Raw genomic sequence first — 25775 nt, 5'->3', positions numbered from 1 at the left:
GATATATGGAGCCGCCGCTCATACAGTCACACAACATCAGGCTGCAGGTGCGAGCCAAATCATACCAGTTCGACATCCAGGACGCCCGGGGTCGAGCGCATGGCAGCTGCGATCTCCGGCGAGATACGGAAACGTTCGGTGAGCTCGACCTCGATCTCGCGTTGTCCCTCATCCTTGATCACGATGAAGGACACGAGACCGTCACCCCGGGCATTGAGGCGGGCTGCCACCGCGCGCAACGGACCGGAGTCCCTGACATAGACGCGCATGGCCTTCTGCATGCGAATCGACTGTTCCTCCAGTGACTGGGCTGTCTGGACGCGCAGGCCGATGCCCTCGGGCCGCTCCTCGGCCTGGACGGTCAGCACCAGCGACTTTCCGGGTTCGAGGAGATCGCGGTACTGGTTGAGCCCTTCCGAGAAGAGTACGGCTTCATACTGTCCTGATGCATCCGAGAAGGTGATGATGCCCATCTTGTTGCCGGTGCGGGTCTTGCGCTCCTGACGCGAAATGACCGTGCCGGCGAGACGACCGGCCGAAGCACCCTGCTTCACCGCGACCGAGAAATCGGCAAAATTCTGGACGCGCAATTTGTCGAGCAGGTCCCGGTAAGCATCAAGCGGATGGGCCGAGAGATAGAAGCCGAGCACTTGGAATTCACGCATGAGCTTTTCGGACGAGAGCCAGGGCGTATAGGGTGCGAAGGCGATCCGTTCGGGACCGCTCGCACCACCCGAACCGAACATGTCGGACTGGCCGCTGACGGCATTTTCCTGGGCGCGCTGGGCGTAGCCCATGATCCGGTCGATGCTGCCGACCAGTTCGGCACGGTCGCGGCCGAAGCAGTCGAAGGCACCAGCGGCGATCAGGCTTTCGAAAACGCGGCGATTGATCTGCTTGGGATCGATCCGCAGGCAGAAATCCTCGATGCTATCGAAGGGCGTATCGCCCCTGACCTCGACAATGTGGTCGACGGCACCTTCGCCGACACCCTTGAGGGCGGCGAGCGCGTAGTAGATGCGGTTCGGGCCGGTCTGGAAGTGACGGAAGGAGGTCTGCACCGAGGGCGGCACGACCTCGATGCCGAGGCGGCCGGCATCCTGGCGGAAATCGACCAGCTTTTCGGTGTTCGACATATCGAGCGTCATCGATGCGGCGAGGAACTCGACCGGATAATGCGCCTTCATATAGGCCGTCTGGTAGGAGACGATGGCGTAGGCTGCGGCGTGCGACTTGTTGAAGCCGTAGTTCGCAAACTTTGCCAGCAGTTCGAAGATGTTGTTGGCCTGCGGCTTGGAGACGCCATTCTTCATTGCGCCATCGACGAAACGGGCGGACTGCTGGTCCATCTCCGCCTTGATCTTCTTGCCCATGGCGCGACGCAGAAGGTCGGCTTCGCCGAGCGAATAACCCGACAGGACCTGCGCGATCTGCATGACCTGTTCCTGATAGACGATGACGCCCTGGGTTTCCTTCAGCAGATAGTCGATCTTCGGATGGATCGAGGCGACTTCCTCCTCGCCATGCTTGCGGGCATTGTAGACCGGGATATTCTCCATCGGGCCCGGCCGATAGAGCGCCACGAGCGCGATAATGTCCTCGATACAGTCGGGGCGCATGCCGATCAGGGCCTTGCGCATGCCGGCACTTTCCACCTGGAAGACGCCAACCGTTTCGCCGCGCGAGAGCATGTCATAGGTCTTGACGTCATCGAGCGGAATGGCCGCGAGATCGACCTTGTGGCCGCGCTGTTCCTGAACGAAATCGACCGCCGTCTTCAAAACCGTGAGCGTCTTCAGGCCGAGGAAGTCGAACTTCACCAGGCCCGCCTGCTCGACCCATTTCATGTTGAACTGGGTGACCGGCATGTCGGAGCGGGGATCGCGATACATCGGCACCAGCTTCGACAACGGGCGGTCCCCGATGACGATACCGGCGGCATGGGTCGAGGCGTGGCGATAGAGGCCTTCGATCTTCTGGGCGATTTCGAGCAGACGGGCGACGACAGGCTCTTCGGCGGCCGCCTCCTGCAGCTTGGGTTCCTCCTCGATCGCCTTGGAGAGTGGCGTCGGGTTGGCCGGATTGTTCGGCACCAGCTTGCAGATCTTGTCGACCTGGCCATAGGACATTTCGAGCACCCGACCGACGTCGCGCAGGGCCGCACGAGCCTGCAGCGATCCGAAGGTGATGATCTGCCCCACCTGTTCGCGGCCGTATTTCTTCTGCACGTAGCGAATGACCTCTTCGCGGCGCTCCTGGCAGAAGTCGATGTCGAAGTCGGGCATCGAGACGCGTTCCGGATTGAGAAAGCGTTCGAAGAGGAGCGAGAAACGCAAGGGGTCGACATCGGTGATGGTCAGCGCGTAGGCGACCAGCGAGCCTGCACCGGAACCACGGCCCGGGCCAACGGGGATGTCATGCTGCTTTGCCCATTTGATGAAGTCGGCAACGATAAGGAAGTAGCCGGGGAATTTCATCCGCTCGATGACGGAGAGCTCGAATTCGAGCCGGTCTCGATATTCCTGCTCTTCATAGCCAGGCGCCATGCCGAGGGCGGCGAGACGATGATCGAGCCCCTCCTCCGCCTGCCGACGCAGTTCCAGCGCTTCCTCGCGCTCGGCCTCTTCCGGATCGTCGCTGCCGCCGGTAAAGCGCGGCAGGATGGGCTTGCGGGTATCGAGCACGAAGGAGCAGCGGCGCGCGATCTCCACCGAGTTTTCGAGCGCCTCCGGCAGATCGGCGAAAAGCTTCATCATGTCCGCCCGGCTCTTCAGATAGTGGTCCGGGGTCAGGCGGAAGCGGTCGTCGTTGGAGACAATGGCGTTGTGTGCCACAGCCATCAAAGCGTCATGCGCGTCGTAGTCGTCGCGCGCCGGAAAGAAGGCCTCATTCGTCGCAACCAGCGGAATGTCATGCTCATAGGCGAGCTGGACCATGCGGCGCTCGTGGGTGCGATCATATTCGCCATGCCGCTGCAGCTCGACATAGAGGCGATCGCCGAAGAGGCGCTTCAGGGACAGGAGGCGGCTTTCGCCTTGCGCCTTGTGGCCATCCTTGAGCATACGGTCCACCGGCCCGCCGCCTGCGCCCGTCAGCACGATCAGGCCTTCGGTGCCGGTCTCCTCGAACCAGGAGAGTTTGACATGGGTCGGCTGACCGGCATCGCCGCCGAGATAGGCACGGCTGACCAGGTCAACGAGCCGCTCGTAACCGTCGGCATCCGATGCCAGGACGACAACGGCCGGCAGATCCGGCATGTGGCCGTTACCGCCGCGCTTCTCGCCGGTGGAATCTTCCATATCGATCGACAGCTGACAGCCGATGATCGGCTGGATGCCATCTCCGAGCGCCTTTTGCGAAAATTCGAGCGCGACGAAAAGATTGTTGGTGTCGGTCACCGCGATTGCCGGCTGGTCGTCGGCGACGGCCTTGCCCAGGATCTTCTTCAGCGGCAGCGCGCCTTCGAGAAGCGAATAGGCCGAATGCACCCGCAAGTGCACGAAACCCGGGCCATTGCCCGCTTCACCGGACGCTTCCGTTCCGAGGCTGTCCTCGCCCATACCGCTTCATCCCTGACAATCTGAATCGGACGGGATTTTCGGCTTTTGCGGTTGCGAAGTCCAGAACGAAGTCGGGCGGCAAGGCTTTCCTCACCAGCTTTGCCGCCCGAAGAATGTCAGAGGGCCATCATCAGCAAGGTCATGCTGGATACAAACACAGCCATCGAGGCAAATGCAGCAACGTCACGAAGAATTTCGGTCATTTCTGTCTCCTTGTCCCTTTATGTTTGTATTTTGTTCTACTCTTGTTCCCATGTCAACCCAAAATGACCGCACGCCCCGGCGGAACAAATCCACCGGGGTTCAACAAGGTTCAGACGTGAAGGGAGAGGTCAGACCTCGAGTGGGACGACCTTGCCGTCAACCAGCGTCACACAGCGGTCCATACGCCGGGCGATGTCATGATTGTGGGTCGCAATCATCGCCGAGAGGCCCGACTGGCGAACCAATGCCTCGAGGGCAGAGAAGACATAGCTTGCAGTCTCGGGGTCGAGATTGCCTGTCGGCTCATCGGCAAGCAGAACAAGCGGTGCATTGGCGACGGCACGGGCGATCGCCACGCGCTGCTGTTCACCGCCGGAGAGTTCGGCCGGGCGATGGTCAGCGCGATGGCCGACGCGCATGTAGTCGAGCAGTTGCTTGGCGCGCTCTGCCGCTTCCGGCTTGGCAAGACCGGCAATCAGCTGGGGCATCATCACGTTTTCAAGGGCGGAAAATTCCGGCAGAAGGTGATGGAACTGGTAGACGAAGCCGACCGACTTGCGGCGGATCGCGGTGCGTTCCTCGTCGCCGAGCTCCTGGCAGGCGACGCCGCCCACGGTCACCTCGCCGCCATCTGGATGTTCCAGCAGGCCGGCAACATGCAGCAGCGTCGACTTGCCCGTGCCCGAAGGCGCGACCAGTGCGACAGTCTCGCCGGTGCGCAGGGTGAAGTCAGCGCCTTTCAGAATCGAGAGTACAGTCTCGCCCTGACCATAGTGGCGGTCGATGCCGGCAAGCGAGAGAACCACGTCTTTTGCCATGGGTTTCGGCATCCTCATTCGTAACGCAGGGCCTGGACGGGATCCAGACGCGAGGCCCGCCAGGCCGGGAAGATTGTCGCCATGAAAGACAGGCTGAGCGCCATGACGACCACTGAGATCGTCTCGCTCATGTTCATGTCGGCCGGCAACTGGCTCAGGAAATACAGTTCCGGATCAAACAGCACCGTGCCGGAGACCCAGGAGAAGAACTGGCGAATGCTCTCGATGTTGAGACAGACGATGACACCGAGGGCGACGCCGGCCATCGTCCCGACGGTGCCGATCGCGGCCCCCGTCATGAAGAAGATCCGCATGATGGCGCCTGATGTCGCGCCCATGGTGCGCAGGATGGCGATATCGCTCGCCTTGTCCTTCACCAGCATGATCAGGCCGGAAATGATGTTGAGGGCGGCCACGAGAACGATCAGCGTCAGGATCATGAACATGACGTTGCGCTCGACCTGAAGGGCCGAGAAGAAGGTCTGGTTGCGCTGGCGCCAGTCGGTCAGAAAGATCTGGCGGCCGGCAGCCTCCTCGATCAGCGGGCGCAGTTCGTCCACGGCATCGGGGTCAGCGATGAAGAGTTCGATGGACTGAACGATGCCTTCGACGTTGAAATAGAGCTGCGATTCCTCGAGCGGCATGTAGATGATCGAGGCGTCATATTCCGACATGCCGATCTCAAAGATGCCCGAGACGGGATAGGATTTGACGCGCGGATTGACGCCGAGCGGCGTTACGTCACCTTCCGGGGAAACCAGCGTGATCGTATCGCCCGCGGCCAGACCCAACTGGGCCGCCATGCGCGAGCCGATCAGCACGCCCTGCCCCGTGGCGAAACCGACCATATCGCCGGATCGGATATTGGACGAGACGACCGAGAGCTTGGTGAGGTCATCCGGGCGGATACCGCGTACCAGCGCACCGGTGCCGGCGCCTTCGCGGCCCGAGGCCAGCGTCTGGCCCTCGACCAGCGGCAGCGCCATGGTAACGCCGGGCACGGCGGCAAAGCGTTCTGCAAGACCGGCATAGTCGCTCAGCGGCTGGTCGACCGCCTGGACGATCATGTGGCCGTTGATGCCGAGAATGCGTGAGACAAGTTCGGTGCGGAAACCGTTCATCACCGCCATGACGATGATCAGCGTTGCAACGCCGAGCATGATGCCGATGAAGGAGAAGCCGGCGATCACGGAAATGAAAGCTTCCTTGCGCCGGGCGCGCAGGTAGCGCCACGCCACCATGCGCTCGAAGCCGGAAAAGGCCTTGGCGGATGCCGCCTTGCCGGGTGCTGCCGTTTCGTTGCCAGCGGCCGTGGTCGCCATGGTCTCTCCTTGCATCGGGATCGCGATCTCGGTCACCCACCTCGTGTCGGCTGAGGCTGATGCCTCAGGCCGTCAGCTTGTTGATCGCCGCCTCAATGGTCAGGGTCTCGCGAGCGCCGGTCTTGCGATCCTTGAGCTCGACCTCGCCAGCTGCGACAGCCCGTGGGCCCGCGATCACCTGAACCGGAACGCCGATCAGATCGGCGGTCGCGAATTTCGTGCCGGCGCGATCGTCGGTATCGTCATAGAGCACATCCTTGCCGGCGTTCTGCAAAGCGGCATAGAGACGTTCGCAGGTCGAATCGCAGGCCTCGTCGCCGGCCTTCATGTTGATGACAACGGCATCAAAGGGCGCGACCGAGGCCGGCCAGATGATTCCGTTCTCGTCATGCGAGGCCTCGATGATGGCGGGAACAAGGCGCGTCGGGCCGATGCCGTATGAGCCCATGTGGACAAGGTGTTCCTTGCCGTCGGGACCTTGAACCTTGGCGCCCATCGGTTCGGAGTATTTGGTCCCGAAATAGAAGATGTGGCCAACCTCGATGCCGCGGGCTGACAGGCGATCGGCGTCTGCAATCGTGTCGAAGGCTGCCTCGTCATGCATTTCCGAGGTCGCGGCATAGACAGAGGTCCACTTGTCGAAGATCGACTGCAGGCCGTCCACGTCGTCAAAATCGGTGTCGACCGAGGGAATGTCGAAATCCACGAAGCTCTTGTGGCAGAAGACCTCAGACTCGCCGGTATCGGCCAGGATGATGAATTCATGGCTGTGGTTTCCGCCGATCGGGCCGGTATCGGCACGCATCGGGATGGCGCGCAAGCCGAGACGATCGAAAGTGCGCAGATATGCCACGAACATCTTGTTGTAGGAATGGATGGCATCGGCCTGGGTCAGGTCGAAGGAATAGGCATCCTTCATCAGGAATTCGCGCGAGCGCATCGTGCCGAACCGCGGGCGGATCTCGTCGCGGAACTTGAGCTGGATGTGGTAGAGGTTGAGCGGCAGGCTCTTGTAGGACTTCACCGACGAACGGAAGATGTCGGTGATCATCTCCTCATTGGTCGGGCCGTAAAGCATCGGGCGATCCTGACGGTCGCGGATGCGCAGCATTTCCTTGCCATAGTCCTCGTAGCGCCCGCTTTCCTGCCAGAGCTCGGCCGACTGCAAGGTCGGCATGGAGAGCTCGATGGCGCCGGCGCGGTTCTGCTCCTCGCGGATGATGGCGTTCACCTTGTCGAGCACGCGCTTGCCAAGCGGCAGCCAGGAATAGATACCCTGACTCTGCTGGCGGATCATGCCCGTCCGCAACATCAGGCGGTGGGAAACGATCTCGGCTTCCTTGGGGTTTTCCTTCAGGATCGGCAAGAAGTAGCGCGACAGACGCATAACGAATTCCAGATGGTTGTCGATGCCGCCAAAACAGGCGGAATCAGCGATTGAAACGGGTTGTCAGGAAGCGTTCATAGCCGGTTGGGCATGAGAAGAAAACCCGCAAGCGCCGCTCGATCTCCTCACCCACAGGGGGATGCCACAAGGGATTGGCGACGGGCACAGGCGCGTTGCATCCGGCCCGAGAAATACTGCAAATCCGGTCATTGCATGACCCTCATACGACAAAATCGCCATCAAGCATTTTTTTCGACGAGTGTTACAATTCTGCAAGATTCAGGGGTGACAACGATCACTGTTTGGGCTAGGTTCAGCCCATAAAAGAGGCAGGGAGTTCAAATCTTTGCCACACTCGCGGTCAAGTCTTGGGAGGATCAGATCTAGGCGCGCCAGTTCGCAGCCCCTTAAATGGTGAAGGATCACGCGATTATTTGGAACAAGGTCTTTGGACCTTGTTTTTTTTTGCCTTCATGCCGGGATGCCCGTATCGGGCGCGAGTGCCGAGCTTACGGATCGACGCCCGGCATGATCACCGGCAGATCCTTGAAACCAATATCGAAATAGGTGCCTGCGACGTACCAGGCCCCGTAGATCAGCCCTGATATCAGCGTGGTCAACAGGAAGATCCGTGCCGCACGAAAGCGGGTGGGTGCACTTGCTACCGTTCCCGGCACGACATTCCGGTCCTCGTCCTGTGTGCGCAGGCCGATCGGCAGGACGGTGAACAGGACCAGCCACCAGATTACAAAATAAACTGCCAGTCCCGACAGGATCGCCATGATGTCTCGCTCCAGACCAGATCCGACAGAGGCATGCATGCCCTTGCCGTTCGTCCCCCTATAATCGCGGAAGCCGGCCGGTTCAAAGGCAAAAGCGTCGCAGGCAGTGATTCCCGTCGATCAACAAGACGTCACCAGGTTAAAATTGCTGCTTCAGACCTGCTCGAGCTCGATCAGGGTGCCGAAGAAATCTTTCGGATGCAGAAAGAGCACCGGCTTGCCATGAGCACCGATCTTGGGCTCGCCGCTGCCGAGAACGCGGGCGCCGGTGGCCGAAAGCTGGTCCCGCGCGGCTAGGATGTCTGCGACCTCGTAACAGATATGATGCATGCCGCCGGAGGGGTTCTTGTCCAGGAACGCCGCAATCGGCGAGGCTTCACCGAGCGGCTCCAGGAGTTCGACCTTGGTATTTTCAAGTTCGACGAAGACCACGGTCACACCGTGTTCGGGCAGGGCTTGCGCCTGGGAAACCTTGGCGCCCAGCGTGTCGCGATAGCCAGCGGTTGCGAGAGCGAGATCGGGAACGGCAATGGCGATGTGGTTGACGCGGCCGAGCATTGTTTCCTCCTGACGTTGCGGGCAAAGATTAGGTCATCCCTGCCCGCGTCGTCCCTCAGACTTTGGTCAGGAACACCGTGACGATCGGCTTTTTGCCCCAAACTTCGTTGGCAGTCGAGCGCACTGACCGGCGGATGGCTTCCCGGACAGTTTCCAGATCCTTGCGGCGGCTGCGCGGAATGCTTTCGACGGCACCGAGGACGGCGTCATAAAGCGTATCCTCCATCAACTCGCCTTCGTGATCGACCTCCGGCAGACCGAAAGCCACGACATCAGGATCACCGAGGAAGTCGAAACGGCTGTCGAGAAGCACGCTGATGGCGACATGGCCGACATAGGACAGCTTCTTGCGGTCGGCAATGCCCATCTCATCGATATCGCCGACGAGCTTTCCATCCTTGTAGACGCGGCCGAAGGGCGCCTGGTCGATGACCTCAGCCGGACCCGGCGCGATGCGCAGCATGTCGCCATTGCGGACACGCGGCACCGTTGGAATGCCGGCCTGCAATCCCAGCTCCTTCTGAGCGACCAGATGTGCCGCCTCGCCATGTACGGGGACCAGCATCTGTGGACGGGTCCACTCGTACATCTGCAGAAGTTCGTTGCGACGCGGGTGACCCGAGACGTGAACGAGGGATTCACTGTCGGTGATAATGTGCACACCCTGTTCGATCAGGCCATTCTTGATCTCAAGGATGGCCTTTTCATTGCCCGGGATGGCGCGCGAGGAGAAGACGACCGTGTCGCCTGCGGTCAATGCCACATTGCGCATCTCGTCTCGCGAAAGCTTGGCGAGTGCCGCACGTGCCTCGCCCTGGCTGCCGGTCAGAATGACGACAACCTTGTTGCGCGGGATGAAACCGTATTCGTCCTCGGCAATGAACGGACGAATGCCCTCCATGATGCCGATGTCCTGGGCAACATTCGTCACTCGCTTCAACGAGCTCCCGAGCAGCAGGACTTCGCGGCCAGCCGCTTCGGCGGCCTGGGCGATCGACCGGATACGGCCGACGTTGGAGGAGAATGTGGTAATCGCGACGCGGCCTTCCGCAGCCTCGATGATCTTCTGCAGGCCTGCTGATACTTCTTCTTCTGAAGGCGACACGCCGTCCCGCACGGCATTGGTGCTGTCGCACAGGAGCGCCAGCACACCCTCGTCTCCCACGGCGCGGAAGCGGGCTTCATCGGTCAGAGGTCCAAGCGACGGATTGTGATCGATCTTCCAGTCGCCGGTATGCACCACATTGCCGAGCGGGGTCCGGATGACCAGCGACATGGGTTCGGGGATCGAGTGGTTGACGCCGATCGCCTCGATTTCGAACGGACCGACATTGATCCGGTCGCCCTGCTTGAAAGGCGTGATCGGGATCTGGGCGCGCGAACCTTCATAGTCGCGCTTTGCTTCCAGCATGCCGGCGGTGAAACGCGAGGCGTAGACCGGCACATTGAGGCCGGGCCAAAGGTCGTTCAGGGCGCCGTAGTGGTCCTCATGGGCGTGCGTGATGATGATGCCCTTGAGGTTTTTCCTCTGCTTCTTGATGAAGCGGATATCAGGCAACACCAGATCGACGCCGGGAAGGTCCGGACCGGCGAAGGTCACACCGCAGTCGACCATGATCCACTGACGATTGGACGGCGGGCCATAGCCGTACAATGCGAGGTTCATGCCGATTTCACCCACGCCGCCCAGCGGCAGGAAAACCAGTTCGTCGTTCTTGGCCATTCTTCTTTCCGATCCAGTCTACCCGAAAAACACATCTCCGGCCGCAACCGACATCATTCCGTCGGCGCCCCGGTCGAGCAACAAAATTCCCTTATCATCGATTCCGGAAAAGATACCGGAAATCGAGCGATCCGGTAGGTTCACCGTGATTTTCTCACCGATGCCGCAGGCGACACGGCGCCACCGGCGCATGATTTCTGCAATACCCCTGCCCTCGTCCCAGACGCCGAGCACCTCGGTCATCTCTGCAAAGAGATGCGCAAAAAATTCCGGCGGAGAAATCGACACGCCCTGGTCCGCGAGCGAGGTCACCGGGTAGAGCGTCAAATCGGGCCGGTGCGCAATATTGATGCCGATGCCGATCGCGAGTGCCATGCGACCATCAGCGACACGCTCTGCTTCCAGCAGGATCCCAGAGGTCTTCTTGCGGCCGATCAGCACGTCGTTCGGCCACTTGATTTCGACTGGTTCACCATCAGGCGGCATGACCGATTGAACTGCCGCATGGACCGCGAGTGCCACGGCGAGCGGCAGGGAACCAAGCTGCTCGGTTGGCGCCGGATCGATCAGCAGCAATGTGGAGTAAAGGTTTCCGCGTTCCGACACCCACGGGCGGCCGCGACGGCCGCGTCCACCGGTCTGGAGCTCGGCCGTCAACCACAGAAAACCGGAATCGCCCGCGCGAGCGCGGGCGAATGCTTCCGTATTGGTGGACGAGACTTCGTCGAGGGCTTCGTGCCGGAAATCATCGAGCGATATCCGGCGCGGTATTCCAAGGCTGGTCAATTAAACAACGTCTTTGCAGCTGCCTCCGCGGCCGTACCGAGCGGGCCGCCGAAGAGGACGTAACCGACCACGAAGAGCCCGGAGGCACCGAAGACAAGGCGCAACTCGACCGAGGTGCGGGCGAATTCACCCTTGGCTTCGTCGAACCACATGACCTTGATGATGCGCAGGTAGTAGTAGGCACCGATAACCGAGGCGAGAACACCGATGATGGCGAGTGCGTAGAGCTTGGCTTCGATGGCGGCCACGAAGACGAAGTACTTGGCGAAGAAGCCTGCAAGCGGCGGGATGCCCGCCAGCGAGAACATCAACGCGGTCAGCACGAAGGCCATGAAGGGCCGCGTCGTCGACAGGCCGGCGAGATCGTCGATGCTCTCGACATTGCCGCCTTCCTTCTGGCGCATGGCCATGATGCAGGCGAAGGTGCCGAGCGTCATTACCAGGTAGATCATCATGTAGAGCAGGACGCCGGCGACGCCGGTGTCATTGCCGGCGGCCAGGCCAACCAGCGCATAGCCCATGTGACCGATGGAGGAATAGGCCATCAGTCGCTTGATGTTCTTCTGACCGATCGCGGCAACCGATCCCAGCACCATCGAACCGATGGCGATGAAGACGACGATCTGCTGCCATTCGGCGAAAATCGGCAGGAAGGCATCGATGACGATGCGGACGAAGATTGCCATGGCGCCGACCTTCGGGGCGGCGGCCAGGAAAGCGGTGACCGGGGTCGGAGCGCCTTCATAGACGTCAGGCGTCCACATGTGGAACGGCACGGCCGAGATCTTGAACGCCAGACCGGCGAGCACGAAGACGAGACCGAAGATCAGGCCGAGAGAAGGTTCGCCCTGCGACAGAACGGCAGAGATCTGTTCGAAGCCGATATTGCCGGTGAAGCCGTAAACCAGCGACATGCCGTAGAGCAGCATGCCCGAAGAGAGCGCGCCGAGCACGAAGTACTTGAGGCCGGCTTCCGTCGAGCGCAGGCTGTCGCGGTTGATCGCGGCCACGACATAGAGCGCGAGCGACTGCAGTTCGAGCGCCATGTAGAGCGTGATCAGGTTGTTGGCCGAGATCATCAGCATGACGCCGAGGGTCGCGAGCACGAGCAGGACCGGGAACTCGAACTTGTCGAGGTGGTCGAAACGGGCGTGACCGACAGCCATGATCATGGCGGTCACCGAACCGATGAGCGCGAGGATCTTCATGAACTTGGCATAGCCGTCGGCGATGTAGGCACCGTTGAAGGCCTGGCCTTCGGCGCCCGAGAAGACGAGCCAGGCGCCGGAGAAGATCAACAGCGCGATCGCCAGCCCCGTGACGACACTGTTCGACCGATCGCCCGAAAACACGCCGATCATGAGCAGCACCATGGCGCCCACGGCCAGGATCAGTTCCGGCGTGACCAGATGCAGGCTAGCAATGAGAGTTTCAACGGTCATGTCCAAAGGATCCTGTCGTCAGTTCGCAATCAGCGCCAGGGACTGGGCTGCTTGCAAGGCTGCGGAGTAGTTGTTCACCAGATTGTCAACGGAAGCTGCGGTCGCATCGAGGATGGGAGCCGGATAGACGCCGAAGAAGATGGTGAGTGCGATCAACGGGTAGAGCACCAGCTTTTCGCGGGCATTGAGATCGAGCATGCTCTTGAGGCTCTCCTTTTCGAGCGCACCGAAGACGACACGGCGATAGAGCCAGAGCGCATAGGCGGCCGAAAGGATAACGCCGGTGGCCGCAAAGAGCGCAACCCAGGTATTGACGCGGAAGACGCCGATCAGGGTCAGGAATTCACCGACGAAGCCAGACGTGCCCGGCAGGCCGACATTGGCCATGGTGAAGACCATGAAGGCGAGCGCATATTTCGGCATGTTGTTGACCAGACCGCCATAGGCCGCAATCTCGCGGGTATGAAGACGGTCATAGATCACGCCGACGCAGAGGAAGAGCGCGCCGGAGACGAAGCCGTGGCTGATCATCTGGAAGATCGCACCCTGCACGCCCTGCTGGTTGGCGGCGAAGATGCCCATGGTCACGTAACCCATGTGGGCAACGGACGAATAGGCGATCAGCTTCTTCATGTCCTCCTGCATCAGGGCAACCAGCGAGGTGTAGACGATGGCGATGACCGACAGCGTGAAGACGAAGGGCGCGAAGAAGTCCGATGCCAACGGGAACATCGGCAGCGAGAAGCGCAGGAAGCCGTAGCCGCCGAGCTTCAACAGGATACCCGCCAGGATGACCGAACCCGCCGTCGGCGCCTGAACGTGCGCATCCGGCAGCCAGGTGTGAACGGGCCACATCGGCATCTTCACTGCAAACGAGGCGAAGAAGGCAAGCCAGAGCCAGGTCTGCATCTGCGGCGGGAAATCATGCTGCAGCAGAGCTGCGATATCCGTCGTGCCGGCATCCCAGTACATCGCCATGATGGCCAGCAGCATCAGCACGGAGCCGAGCAGCGTGTAGAGGAAGAACTTGTAGGACGCATAGACGCGGTCCTTGCCGCCCCAGACGCCGATGATGATGAACATCGGGATCAGGCCGGCTTCGAAGAAGACGTAGAAGAGCACGATGTCCAGCGACACGAAGACGCCGATCATCAGGGTCTCGAGGACCAGGAAGGCGATCATGTATTCCTTCAGGCGCTTCTCAACCGATGTCCAGCTGGCGAGAACACAGAAGGGCATGAGAAGCGTCGTCAGGATGACGAAGAGCATGGAAATGCCGTCGACGCCCAGATGATAGGAGATCCCCGTACCGAGCCAGGCATGCTTCTCCACCATCTGGAAACCGACATTCGAATTGTCGAAGTTGATCCAGATGAAGAGCGACACGACGAAGGTGAAGACCGTCGTCAGCAGCGAGACGTTCAGGATGTTGCGGCGGCCGAGAGAGGTGTCACCACGGGTCAGCAGCAGCAGCGCCACGCCGACCAGAGGAAGGAAGGTGACCGTCGAGAGAATGGGCCAATCGGTCATCAGAGGGAGCTCCCGAGCATCATCCAGGTAACGAGGGCCGCAATGCCGATAAGCATCGCGAAGGCATAGTGGTAGAGATAGCCCGACTGCAGGCGGACGACCCTCTGGGTCAGGCCGCCGACGGCCGAAGCGATACCGTTCGGGCCATAGGCGTCGATGGTGGCGACGTCACCCTTCTTCCACAGGAAGCGGCCGAGCGCCTTGGCGGAACGGACGAAGAGGAAGTCGTAGAGCTCGTCGAAGTACCATTTGTTGAGCAGGAACTGGTAGAGCATCCACTGCTGTTCGGCGAGCTTCTTCGGGGCCGCCGGGTTCTTGATATACATGTACCAGGCCGTGACGAAGCCGAGCGCCATGGCGAAGAACGGGCTCCACTTCACCCATAGGGGAACGTGGTGGTACTCATCGAGGATCTGGTTGTCGGGAAGCGTGAAGAGCGCGCCCTTCCAGAATTCGACATAGTGGTGTCCGAAGAAGGAGTCGTGGAATACGACACCGGCGAAGACCGCACCGATACCAAGCAGGAGCAGCGGCAGCAGCATGACCATCGGCGATTCATGCACATGGTGCATGACGTCGGCAGATGCGCGCGGCTTGCCGAAGAAGGTCATGAAGGCCAGACGCCACGAATAGAAGCTGGTGAAGAGAGCCGCGATCACGAGCAGGGTAAAGGCGAAAATGCCGACCGAACTATGCGAGGCGAAGGCGGATTCGATGATGGCGTCCTTCGAGAAGAAGCCGGCAAAGCCGATAATCGTCCCGGGGATGCCGACGCCGGTCAGCGCCAGCGTGCCGATGGTCATCGCCCAGAAGGTGTAGGGGATGTGCTTGCGCAGACCGCCCATGTAACGCATGTCCTGCTCGCCATCGACAGCGTGGATAACGGAGCCCGCGCCCAAGAACAGCAGCGCCTTGAAGAAGGCGTGCGTGAAGAGGTGGAAGACGGCCGCACCATAGGCACCGACGCCGAGCGCCACGAACATGTACCCGAGCTGCGAGCAGGTCGAATAAGCGATGACGCGCTTGATGTCGTTCTGCACCAGACCGACAGTCGCGGCAAAGAAGGCCGTGATTGCGCCGACGATGGTCACAACGACAAGGGCATCCGGCGACAGTTCGAAGATGGGAGACATGCGAGCGACGAGGAAGACGCCGGCGGTGACCATGGTAGCGGCGTGAATCAGCGCCGAGACCGGGGTCGGGCCTTCCATGGCGTCCGGCAGCCAGGTGTGCAGCAGGAACTGCGCCGACTTGCCCATCGCGCCCATGAAAAGCAGGAGGCAGGCGCCGGTGAGCGCATGGCTGCGATCGAGCTGCATGCCGAAGAGATTGAGTACAACTTCTGGCGACGCTGCGGGATCGGCCGGCAGATAGGACTGGGCCGAGGCAAAGATCGTCTCGAGATTGATCGAGCCGAACATCACGAAGAGCGCGGAAATGCCGAGGATGAAGCCGAAGTCACCAACGCGGTTGACGATGAAGGCCTTCATGGCGGCAGCCGACGCCGACGGCTTCTTGAACCAGAAACCGATCAGCAGATAGGACGCCAGGCCTACGCCTTCCCAGCCGAAGAACATCTGCAGCAGGTTGTCCGACGTGATGAGCATGAGCATCGCGAAGGTGAAGAGCGACAGGTAGGCGAAGAAGCGCGGCCGATGCGGATCATGGTGCATGTAGCCAATCGAATAGAGGTGCACGAGGCACGACACCGAATTGACGACCACGAACATGACGGCCGTCAGCGTATCGACGCGGAAAGCCCATTCGACGTCGATGCCGCCGGACTGAATCCAGCGCATAACGGGAACCTTGATGACCTCGTGAGCCTCATGACCCATGGCGACGTTGAAGAAGACGATCCAGGAGAGAAGCGCCACGATGATCATCAGACCGGTCGTGACGTATTCCGACGCCTTGGCGCCGATCTGGCGGCCAAGCAAGCCGGCGATCAGAAAGCCGATCAGGGGGAGAAAGACGATAGCCTTGTAGATCATGACCCGATCAGCCCTTCATCATGTTGACGTCTTCGACGGCGATGGAGCCGCGATTACGGTAGAAGACCACCAGGATCGCAAGACCGATCGCCGCTTCGGCGGCCGCGACCGTCAGGATAAACAGAGCGAAGACCTGGCCGACCAAATCGCCGAGGAAGCTCGAGAAAGCCACCATGTTGATGTTGACCGCGAGCAGGATCAATTCGATCGACATCAGGATGACGATGACGTTCTTGCGGTTCAGGAAGATGCCGAAGACCCCGAGAGTGAAGAGGATGGCACTGACCGTGAGGTAGTGGGAAAGACCGATTTCCATAATACTGTTCCTTGACCTCTTGCTCGGCTCAGACGCCCTGGCCCGACTTGACCTTGACCACCTTGACGGAGGTTTCCGGCGTGCGGGCGACCTGGGCGGAGATGTCCTGGCGCTTGATGTTGGTGCGGTGGCGCAGCGTCAGCACGATTGCGCCGATCATGGCGACGAACAGGACGAGACCCGCGATCTGGAAAAAGAAGACGTAATCCGTGTAGAGCACGTCGCCGAGCGCCTGGGTGTTCTGACGTTCCGCCACAGCCGGGATGGGCTGGGTGATCGCATTCATCGCTTCCGGGCTGATCGTGGTTCCGCCGATGACAACCACGAGCTCGACCGCAACGATGAGACCGATCAGCGCGCCGATGGGGGCATATTTCGCCGCCCCTGCCCTCAACTCCGTGAAGTCGATGTCGAGCATCATCACGACGAAGAGGAAGAGAACCGCGACTGCGCCGACATAGACGACAAGCAGGATCATCGCCAGGAATTCAGCTCCGGTCAGGAGCAGAAGGCCCGATGCGTTGATGAAGGTCAGAATGAGGAACAGGACCGAATGGACCGGATTCCGAGCCGATATCACCATGAAGGCCGAAGCCACCGCGACAAAGGCGAAGAGATAGAAAAAGAGAGCCTGAAGACCCATGTTGGTGCCTTTTCATCTTCCCCCGGACGAGGGCCCTGCCCCGCCGCCCGATAAGGCGTGACCGATATCCCCATCGGCACGCCCGTTACAAAATTCATGTTTGCCCCGGCGAAGCCCCGCGCTCCGCCCAAGACGATAGACCCCGAGGGATCAGCGGTAGGGAGAGTCCATCGCGATATTGCGCGCGATTTCACGTTCCCAGCGGTCGCCATTGTCGAGGAGGCGAGCCTTGTCGAAATAAAGTTCTTCGCGGGTCTCGGTGGCGAACTCGAAGTTCGGTCCCTCGACGATCGCGTCGACCGGGCAAGCTTCCTGACAGAAACCGCAATAGATGCACTTCACCATGTCGATGTCGTAGCGCACCGTGCGGCGGGTGCCGTCATTGCGGCGCGGGCCGGCCTCGATGGTGATGGCCTGGGCCGGACAGATCGCCTCGCAGAGCTTGCAGGCGATGCAGCGCTCTTCGCCGTTCGGGTAGCGGCGCAGCGCATGCTCGCCACGGAAGCGCGGCGAAACCGGGCCCTTTTCGAACGGATAGTTGATCGTCGCCTTCTGCTTGAAGAAGTAGCGCATCGACAGGAAGAATGCGCCGACGAATTCCTTCAGGAAGATCGAATTGATAGCCTGGGTCAGTGCAGCCATCTTGTTCTCCTAATCAGCTGAGTGTCCGGGCGGGCGTCATCACGCCCAACCCATCAGCTTCAGCACGAATGCAGTGATGATGACCATGGCGAGCGAGATCGGAAGGAAGACCTTCCAGCCGAGACGCATCAGCTGGTCATAGCGGTAGCGCGGAACGAAGGCCTTCACCATGGCGAACATGAAGAAGACAAAGCTGGCCTTCAGCACGAACCAGATGATGCCAGGTACCCAGTTCAGGAACCAGACGTCGACCGGCGGCAACCAGCCCCCGAGGAAGAGAATCGTGGTCAGCGAGCACATCAGCACGATGGCGGCATATTCGCCGAGCATGAACATCATGTAAGGCGTGGAGCCGTATTCGACCATGAAGCCGGCAACGAGTTCGGATTCGGCTTCCGGAAGGTCGAAGGGCGGACGATTGGTTTCTGCCAGTGCCGAGATGAAAAACACCACGAACATCGGGAAGAGCGCCAGCCAGTGCCAATCGAGGAAGGAGGCCGGGAGACCCATCATCGTCCCAAGGCCGTCGTTCTGGGAAAGAACGATGTCGGTCAGGTTCAGTGACCCGACGCAGAGGAGCACGGTGACGATGACGAAGCCCATGGAGACTTCGTAGGAGACCATCTGCGCTGCCGAGCGGAGCGCTCCGAGGAAGGGGTATTTCGAATTCGATGCCCAGCCACCCATGATGATGCCGTAGACTTCGAGCGAAGAGACCGCAAAGACGAAGAGGATGCCGACATTGATGTTGGCGATTACCCATCCGGCATTGACCGGGATGACGGCCCAGGTCGCAAGCGCCAGTGTCACGGCAACGAGCGGTGCCAGCAGGAAGACGCCCTTGTTGGCGCCGGCCGGAATGACCGGCTCCTTGAAGACGAATTTCAACAGGTCGGCGAAAGACTGGAAGAGACCCCAGGGGCCGACGACGTTCGGGCCGCGACGCAGCTGAACGGCCGCCCAGATCTTGCGGTCTGCAAGCAGGATATAGGCGATGAAGACGAGCAGGCTGACGAGCAGCAGAAGGGACTGCCCGATCATGATGGCCGCCGGCCACACATAGGTGGAAACAAAATTATCCATGGTCCCCTGCCCTTACTCTGCCGCGGCCTTGAAATTGTTGCGGGCCAATGCCGAGCACTCTGCCATGACGGCCGAAGCGCGTGCGATCGGGTTCGTCAAATAGAAGTCTTTGACCGGCGACGCAAACAGAGACTTGCCCATCTTCCCGGGTTTTTTCGCCAGCGCAGCAATATCGGCCGAAGAGCCGGCTGCAATCTCGTCGATCTCGGCGAAATGCGGGTAGGCCGCATAGAGGGCGGAGCGCAGCTGCGACAGCGAATCAAAGGGCAGCTTCTTGCCGAGCACGTCGGAAAGTGCACGCAGGATCGCCCAGTCTTCGCGGGCCTCGCCCGGCGCGAAGCCGGCGCGGTTGCCGATCTGGACGCGGCCTTCGGTGTTGACCCAGGTGCCCGACTTCTCGGTATAGGTCGCGCCCGGCAGGATGACGTCGGCATAATGGGCGCCGTTGTCGCCGTGGCTGCCGATATAGACGACGCATTTGGCAGTCTTGGCGGAGAAGTCCAGTTCGTCAGCGCCCAGCAGGAACACAACGTCGAGCGAGGTCAGCATGTCACCGGCGGCAACCGCACCTTCACTCGGCACGAAGCCGAGGTCGAGGGCGCCGACACGGGAGGCTGCGGTGTGCAGGACGGCAAAGCCGTTCCACTCGTCCGTCAGCGCGCCGACATCGGCTGCGAGCTTGGCTGCATTGGCGAGAACGGCCTTGCCATTGGCACCAGACAGCGCGCCCTGGCCGATGATGATCAGCGGGTTCTTGGCGGCCTTCAGCGCTTCAGCGAAATTGTTCTTGCCCGAGACGAGCTCGGCCAGGGTCTCGGTGCCGGCACCGAGGTATTCGTATGGGTAGCGGAGGTCGCCGCCCTCGCCGATCACGCCGATCGGCAGGCCGCCACGGCGCCAGCGCTTGCGGATGCGGGCGTTGAGAACGGCCGCCTCGTAACGCGGGTTGGCGCCAACGATGAGGATGGCGTCGGCTGCCTCAATGCCTTCGATGCCGGCATTGAAGACATAGGTCGAGCGACCGAGCGACGGATCGATTGCCGTCCCATCCTGGCGACAGTCGGTGTTCGACGAGCCCAGTGCGTTGACGAGTGATTTCAGTGCGAAGATCTCTTCGACCGAAGCGAGGTCACCGGCGACGGCACCGATCTTGTCGGCAGAGGTCGAGGCGACCGCCGACTTGATCGCGGCAAAGGCTTCCGCCCAGCTTGCGGGCTGCAGACGGCCATCCTTCTTGACGTAGGGGCGGTCGAGACGCTGGGTCTTCAAACCATCCCAGATGAAGCGGGTCTTGTCGGAGATCCACTCTTCGTTGATCTGCTCGTTGACGCGCGGCATGATGCGCATGACTTCGCGGCCGCGGGTGTCGACGCGGATGGCGGAGCCGAGCGCGTCCATGACGTCGACCGATTCGGTCTTGTTCAGTTCCCACGGACGGGCCGTGAAGGCGAAGGGCTTGGACGTCAGTGCTCCGACCGGGCAGAGGTCGACGACATTGCCCTGGAGTTCGGACGTCATTGCCTGCTCGAGATAGGTCGTGATCTCGGCATCTTCGCCGCGACCGATCAGGCCGAGTTCGGCAATGCCGGCAACTTCGGTGGTGAAGCGGACGCAGCGCGTGCAGTGAATGCAGCGGTTCATCACGGTCTTGACCAGCGGTCCGATATACTTGTCTTCGACGGCGCGCTTGTTCTCGGTGTAGCGCGAGCTGTCGATGCCGAACGCCATGGCCTGGTCCTGCAGGTCGCATTCGCCGCCCTGATCGCAGATCGGGCAATCCAGCGGGTGGTTGATCAGCAGGAATTCCATCACGCCTTCGCGGGCCTTCTTGACCATCGGCGTGTTGGTGAAGACTTCCGGAAGCTCGCCATTCGGGCCGCCACGAATGTCGCGCACGCCCATGGCGCAGGAGGCTGCCGGTTTCGGCGGGCCACCCTTCACCTCGACGAGGCACATGCGGCAATTGCCGGCGACCGACAGCCGTTCATGGAAACAAAAGCGCGGAACCTCGGCGCCAGCTTCCTCGCACGCCTGCAACAGCGTGAAATGATCCGGAACCTCGATCTCTTTTCCGTCGATCCTCAGCTTAGTCATATTCGCCTTCCTGCCTCACGCTTCCGCGCATCCTGCCGTGGCATCTCTGCCGCGACTGGCAGCCTTCTCCGCACAGGATCAAAGGCCACCCGATTATCCCTCAAGCCCGGCGCAGCGCCCCCGCGCGGCCGAACCCTAATCTCACTTGCCTGACCGAGCCTTGCCGCCCGCCAACCGGCGTGCCTGGCCTGCCCAGTCGTCTCGCAGCACGCGGCCGTCGAGACCCAAATCCTTGTCGAGCACCGACAGCGCTGCTTCGTCCATGGACGCCAGATCCTGGAAGCGGGAAATCCCCCTGCCCTTCAGGACCTGTTCGACCTTCGGTCCGATGCCGTCGATCTTCTTCAGATCATCGGCCTTGCCAGCGATCGTCTTCGTCGCCTTCTTCGGCTTCGGCGCCGCAGCGGCTGATTCAACCCTGGCCTCGACCTTCGGCTTCACGTCAGCCTTCTGCAGGGCCTTCGCTTTCGGCGCTGCCTTGCCCTTCGTCGCAACCGTGGCCCCGGGCACAGCCCTGGCCTTCGGCTTTGCCGCGGCCTTTTCCTTTGGCGCAGGCTTCGGCTTTTCAGCCTTCGCAACCACTGCCTTCGCTACCACTGCATTCACTGGCGCCTTGGCCTTTGCTTTCGGCGCGATCGGCTTTGCGGCCTGCGCCTTTGCATTTGCCTTTGCTGCGGGCGGCTCTGTACGAGCAACTCCGGCCGGCGCTTCCGTCTTCCCTTCAGGTGCCGCTGCCTTGTCGGCTTCCGCTACCTTGCGTTCTTCTTCCAGCTGCCGCGCGAGCTGGCCGGTCACATCCATCGCGCCCTGGAGGGTGCCGAGGAAGAGCCTGCCCATCTGAGCCGCCATGCCCATACCAAAGGCCGTGGCGGCGGCCATGGCGGCCGCCGGGTTGGAGATGAAGTCGTCGAGACCCTCGGGAGCACGAGCATCCGAAGCCTTGTCGTCCGGCCCCTTCTTCCCGCCCTTGTCCGAAGAGCTCGTCATCCTCTTGTCCCCTTACTCTGCCGCTTCCATGACCACCCCGTGGGCGATCGCGTTGCGGGTGTATTGGTCGATGCGCTTTTCCATCTCGGGACGGAAATGCTTGATCAGGCCCTGGATCGGCCATGCGGCGGCATCACCCAGCGCACAGATGGTGTGGCCTTCCACCTGCTTCGTCACCTGGAAGAGCATGTCGATTTCACGCTTCTGGGCATTGCCCTTCACCATGCGCTCCATCACCCGCATCATCCAGCCCGTGCCTTCACGGCACGGCGTGCACTGGCCGCAGCTCTCGTGCTTGTAGAAGGCCGAAAGGCGCCAGATCGCCTTTACGATGTCGGTCGACTTGTCCATGACGATGACAGCGGCAGTGCCGAGGCCGGAGCCCAACTCGCGCAGGCCGTCATAATCCATGATGGCGTCCTTCATCTGGGCGCCCGGCACGCAAGGCACCGAGGAGCCGCCCGGAATGACGGCGAGCAGGTTGTCCCAGCCGCCGCGGATACCGCCACAATGCTTTTCGATCAGCTCCTGGAAGGTGATCGACATGGCATCCTCGACCGTGCACGGCTTGTTGACGTGACCGGAGATCGAAAAAAGCTTGGTGCCGGCATTGTTCGGCCGGCCGAAGCTCGAATACCAGGACGCACCACGACGAAGGATCGACGGGGCAACGGCGATCGATTCGACATTGTTGACCGTGGTCGGGCAGCCGTAGAGACCCATGTTCGCTGGGAACGGCGGCTTCAGACGCGGCTGGCCCTTCTTGCCTTCGAGGCTTTCCAGAAGTGCGGTTTCTTCGCCGCAGATATAAGCGCCGGCGCCGTGATGCACGATAATGTCGATGTCGTAGCCGAGCTTGTTGTTCTTCCCAAGCAGGCCGTGGTCGTAGCACTCGTCGATCGCGGCCTGGAGGGCTTCGCGCTCGCGCATGAATTCGCCGCGAACATAGATGAAGGCATGATGCGCATTCATGGCGAAGGAGGCGATGACGCAGCCTTCGATCAGGGTGTGCGGATCATGACGCATGATCTCGCGGTCCTTGCAGGTGCCGGGCTCCGACTCGTCGGCATTGACGACGAGGTAATGCGGACGGCCGTCCGATTCCTTCGGCATGAAGGACCACTTGAGACCGGTGGGGAAGCCTGCGCCGCCACGACCGCGAAGGCCGGACGCCTTCATCTCGTTGATGATCCAATCCCGGCCCTTTTCGAGGATTTGCTTGGTGCCGTCCCAGTGGCCGCGCGCCATGGCGCCCTTCAGGGACTTGTCCTTGAGGCCGTAGATATTCGTAAAGATGCGATCCTGATCTCTCAACATATCCTAACCTCTCAGCGCGGCTTCTTGCCGAAGACCTTGATGTATTCCGCTTCGCCGCCCTTTGCGAGCGCCTTGGCCTGCTTGACCCAGTCGTCCCGCTCGATGCGGCCGGAGAACTTGAGATAGGTGTCGACCCACTCGCGTTCTGCCTTCTTCCACTTGGCGATCTGCTCGAAGGTGTAGACACCGAGACCGTTCAGCGTGGCCTCGATCTTCGGGCCGACGCCCGAGATCATCTTCAGATCATCAGGCATTGCCGGACGGTCGATGCCGGCGGGACGGTTCTTCTCGTCCACGACAGGCGCCGCTGCAGCTTCCTTCTCGACCGGGCGTGCCGTATCGGCATTGTCGCCCTTCTGCTTGACGTTCTCGGCAGCCGCCTTCTTGGCGGTTGCCGGCGTCTTCAGCTTCTTGTCGGTTTCCGGCGCATCCGTGACCGGCTTGGCCGCGTTGGCCGGCGGCACGGAGGCGTCTTCCGTCTTTGCTGGCGCCGGGGCGTCGTTGAAACGGATCGGCTGGATCTCGTCGGTCAGCGTGGTCGGGCCACCGACGGGTGCCGAATAGATGCGATCGACCTGCGGACCGGGCTTGATGTCAGAACCCTTGCCTGCAGCGAAACGATCAATGATGTGCTCGAACTGCGTGACCGTCAGATCTTCATAGGCATCCTTGAAGATCATCACCATCGGCGCATTGACGCAGGCGCCCTGACACTCGACCTCTTCCCAGGACAGCGTGCCTTCGGCATTGCGCTCGAAGGGCTCCGGATGGATGCGCGACTTGCAGACGTGAATGAGATCATCGGCACCGCGCAGCATGCAGGGCGTCGTGCCACAGACCTGGATATGGGCCCGCGTGCCGACCGGCCGCAGCTGGAACTGGGTGTAGAAGGTCGCGACTTCCAGGACGCGGATATAGGGCATGTCAAGCTTTTCAGCGACATACTCGATCGCAGCCTTGGTGACCCAGCCTTCCTGTTCCTGTGCACGCATCAAAAGCGGGATGACAGCCGATTGCTGGCGGCCCGCCGGGTACTTGCGGATGGTGGCTTCAGCCCAGGTGGCATTTTCCGGATTGAAGGAAAAGCCTGCCGGCTGGAATTGCTCTTCGGCTAGTCGACGAACGGACATACTTCCTCACGCCTTGTCTCAGTTTATGGAACCACACCGCGTATTCGTCACATTGGCGAATTCGCAGGCATAGGCCGAATTGTCTTTCTGGAGGAATACGAAAAGCTTGGAGCCAGTCCAGCTCGAGCTTTTGATCTCGTATCCATCCTCGATCAGCTTGGCCATCGATACGGAACCCCTCGACGAGATCGCGCTGTTCTCCTGGGCCACCGCCTGGGTGGCGCCGAGACAGATCAGTGCTGCGACGAGAGGCTTCAGCATCAGCGGTCAACTTCCCCGAACACGATGTCGAGCGAGCCGAGGATCGCGGAGACGTCGGCCAGCTGGTGACCGCGGCACAGGAAATCCATGGCCTGCAGATGTGCGTAACCCGGGGCGCGGATCTTGCAGCGATAAGGCTTGTTGGTGCCGTCGGAGACGAGGAAGACGCCAAACTCGCCCTTGGGGGCTTCGACAGCGGCATAAACCTCACCGGCCGGCACGTGATAGCCTTCGGTGTAGAGCTTGAAGTGGTGAATCAGGCCTTCCATCGAGCGCTTCATCTCGCCACGCTTCGGCGGTACGACCTTGCCGTCCAGCGAGGAAACCGGACCGGTCTTGGCATCGCCCAGCAGACGGTTGACGCACTGCTTCATGATCTTCACCGATTCGCGCATTTCGAACATGCGGATCAGGTAGCGATCGTAGCAGTCACCATTCTTGCCGACCATGATGTCGAAATCCAGATCGGCGTAGCACTCGTAGGGCTGCGACTTGCGCAGATCCCAGGCAGCGCCGGAGCCACGGACCATGACGCCCGAGAAGCCCCAGGCCCAGCAGTCGTCGAGGCTGACAACGCCGATATCGACGTTACGCTGCTTGAAGATGCGGTTGCCGGTGAGGAGATCGTCGATATCATCGAGCTTTTCCGGGAACTGGTCACACCATTTGCCGATGTCCTCGACGAGCTGGTGGGGCAGATCCTGGTGCACGCCACCGGGACGGATATAGGCGGCATGCATGCGCGAACCCGAGGCACGCTCATAGAATACCATGAGCTTCTCACGCTCCTCGAAGCCCCAGAGCGGCGGCGTGAGCGCGCCAACGTCCATGGCCTGAGTGGTGACGTTGAGCAGATGCGACAGGATGCGGCCGATTTCCGAGTAGAGAACGCGGATCAGCTGGCCACGGATCGGGATTTCCATGCCGAGCAGCTTTTCGACGGCCAGCGAATAGGCATGTTCCTGGTTCATCGGCGCGACATAATCGAGACGATCGAAATAGGGCAATGCCTGCAGATAGGTCTTGGTCTCGATCAGCTTCTCGGTGCCACGATGCAGGAGCCCGATATGGGGATCCACGCGCTCGACGATTTCACCGTCGAGTTCGAGCACCAGGCGCAGAACGCCGTGCGCTGCCGGGTGCTGCGGGCCGAAGTTGATGTTGAAGTTGCGGACGTTGTGTTCGTTCATGGTCCC

At 61.0% G+C, this 25775-nt stretch carries 21 protein-coding genes; all 21 read right to left on the bottom strand.

Annotated features, from left to right (window positions below):
- Positions 1-59: 59 nt before the first annotated feature.
- On the bottom strand, positions 60-3560 hold the full coding sequence (gene dnaE, locus LJE98_RS14660) for a DNA polymerase III subunit alpha (RefSeq protein WP_229575962.1): 3501 nt from the start codon (positions 3558-3560) through the stop codon (positions 60-62).
- Positions 3561-3892: 332 nt separating this feature from the next.
- The gene (locus LJE98_RS14655) at positions 3893-4582 is read right to left on the bottom strand and encodes an ABC transporter ATP-binding protein (RefSeq protein ID WP_229575961.1); all 690 of its coding nucleotides are present in this window, start codon (positions 4580-4582) and stop codon (positions 3893-3895) included.
- Between the two features lie 14 nt (positions 4583-4596).
- A complete protein-coding gene (locus LJE98_RS14650; RefSeq protein ID WP_229575960.1) occupies positions 4597-5904 on the bottom strand; it encodes a lipoprotein-releasing ABC transporter permease subunit in 1308 nt (435 codons plus the stop codon).
- A gap of 64 nt (positions 5905-5968) precedes the next feature.
- Entirely contained in the window at positions 5969-7291 is a 1323-nt protein-coding gene (proS, locus tag LJE98_RS14645) for a proline--tRNA ligase (RefSeq protein ID WP_229575959.1), read from the bottom strand.
- Positions 7292-7800: 509 nt separating this feature from the next.
- The gene (locus LJE98_RS14640) at positions 7801-8073 is read right to left on the bottom strand and encodes a DUF1467 family protein (RefSeq protein ID WP_229575958.1); all 273 of its coding nucleotides are present in this window, start codon (positions 8071-8073) and stop codon (positions 7801-7803) included.
- Positions 8074-8226: 153 nt separating this feature from the next.
- Positions 8227-8631, bottom strand: a complete 405-nt coding sequence (gene mce, locus LJE98_RS14635) for a methylmalonyl-CoA epimerase (protein ID WP_229575957.1) — start codon at positions 8629-8631, stop codon at positions 8227-8229.
- Between the two features lie 55 nt (positions 8632-8686).
- On the bottom strand, positions 8687-10354 hold the full coding sequence (locus tag LJE98_RS14630) for a ribonuclease J (RefSeq protein ID WP_229575956.1): 1668 nt from the start codon (positions 10352-10354) through the stop codon (positions 8687-8689).
- 18 nt (positions 10355-10372) lie between these two features.
- Positions 10373-11140, bottom strand: coding sequence for a biotin--[acetyl-CoA-carboxylase] ligase (locus LJE98_RS14625; protein ID WP_229575955.1), 768 nt, complete (start codon positions 11138-11140; stop codon positions 10373-10375).
- The gene (nuoN, locus tag LJE98_RS14620; RefSeq protein WP_229575954.1) at positions 11137-12582 is read right to left on the bottom strand and encodes an NADH-quinone oxidoreductase subunit NuoN; all 1446 of its coding nucleotides are present in this window, start codon (positions 12580-12582) and stop codon (positions 11137-11139) included. The genes LJE98_RS14625 and nuoN overlap by 4 nt, the downstream gene beginning before the upstream one ends.
- Positions 12583-12600: 18 nt before the next feature.
- A complete protein-coding gene (locus tag LJE98_RS14615) occupies positions 12601-14112 on the bottom strand; it encodes an NADH-quinone oxidoreductase subunit M (RefSeq protein WP_229575953.1) in 1512 nt (503 codons plus the stop codon).
- On the bottom strand, positions 14112-16106 hold the full coding sequence (gene nuoL / locus LJE98_RS14610) for an NADH-quinone oxidoreductase subunit L (RefSeq protein ID WP_229575952.1): 1995 nt from the start codon (positions 16104-16106) through the stop codon (positions 14112-14114). Before nuoL ends, LJE98_RS14615 begins: the two co-directional genes overlap by 1 nt.
- 7 nt (positions 16107-16113) lie before the next feature.
- Positions 16114-16422: an NADH-quinone oxidoreductase subunit NuoK gene (gene nuoK / locus LJE98_RS14605; RefSeq protein WP_229575951.1), complete on the bottom strand. Its 309-nt coding sequence runs from the start codon at positions 16420-16422 to the stop codon at positions 16114-16116.
- 28 nt (positions 16423-16450) lie between these two features.
- Positions 16451-17065 (bottom strand): NADH-quinone oxidoreductase subunit J, encoded by a 615-nt coding sequence (locus LJE98_RS14600; protein WP_229575950.1) that lies wholly within the window; start codon positions 17063-17065, stop codon positions 16451-16453.
- Between the two features lie 150 nt (positions 17066-17215).
- Positions 17216-17707 (bottom strand): NADH-quinone oxidoreductase subunit NuoI, encoded by a 492-nt coding sequence (gene nuoI, locus LJE98_RS14595; protein WP_147888484.1) that lies wholly within the window; start codon positions 17705-17707, stop codon positions 17216-17218.
- Between the two features lie 39 nt (positions 17708-17746).
- On the bottom strand, positions 17747-18790 hold the full coding sequence (gene nuoH, locus LJE98_RS14590; RefSeq protein WP_229575949.1) for an NADH-quinone oxidoreductase subunit NuoH: 1044 nt from the start codon (positions 18788-18790) through the stop codon (positions 17747-17749).
- Between the two features lie 12 nt (positions 18791-18802).
- On the bottom strand, positions 18803-20884 hold the full coding sequence (gene nuoG, locus LJE98_RS14585) for an NADH-quinone oxidoreductase subunit NuoG (protein ID WP_229575948.1): 2082 nt from the start codon (positions 20882-20884) through the stop codon (positions 18803-18805).
- Positions 20885-21025: 141 nt separating this feature from the next.
- On the bottom strand, positions 21026-21871 hold the full coding sequence (locus LJE98_RS14580; protein WP_229575947.1) for a 5' DNA nuclease: 846 nt from the start codon (positions 21869-21871) through the stop codon (positions 21026-21028).
- A gap of 12 nt (positions 21872-21883) precedes the next feature.
- Positions 21884-23188: an NADH-quinone oxidoreductase subunit NuoF gene (gene nuoF / locus LJE98_RS14575; RefSeq protein WP_229575946.1), complete on the bottom strand. Its 1305-nt coding sequence runs from the start codon at positions 23186-23188 to the stop codon at positions 21884-21886.
- Between the two features lie 11 nt (positions 23189-23199).
- Positions 23200-24318 (bottom strand): NADH-quinone oxidoreductase subunit NuoE, encoded by a 1119-nt coding sequence (gene nuoE, locus LJE98_RS14570; protein ID WP_229575945.1) that lies wholly within the window; start codon positions 24316-24318, stop codon positions 23200-23202.
- 18 nt (positions 24319-24336) lie between these two features.
- Positions 24337-24579, bottom strand: a complete 243-nt coding sequence (locus LJE98_RS14565; RefSeq protein WP_229575944.1) for a hypothetical protein — start codon at positions 24577-24579, stop codon at positions 24337-24339.
- Positions 24579-25769, bottom strand: a complete 1191-nt coding sequence (locus LJE98_RS14560) for an NADH-quinone oxidoreductase subunit D (protein WP_229575943.1) — start codon at positions 25767-25769, stop codon at positions 24579-24581. The genes LJE98_RS14565 and LJE98_RS14560 overlap by 1 nt, the downstream gene beginning before the upstream one ends.
- Between the last annotated feature and the right edge of the window lie 6 nt (positions 25770-25775).

Origin of the sequence: Rhizobium sp. 'Codium 1' (assembly GCF_020889605.1) — a bacterium.
In the GTDB taxonomy this organism is placed as follows: Bacteria; Pseudomonadota; Alphaproteobacteria; order Rhizobiales; family Rhizobiaceae; genus Allorhizobium; species Allorhizobium algae.
Note: the sequence above shows the minus strand (reverse complement) of the source record. Positions and strands in the feature narration are given on the sequence as shown.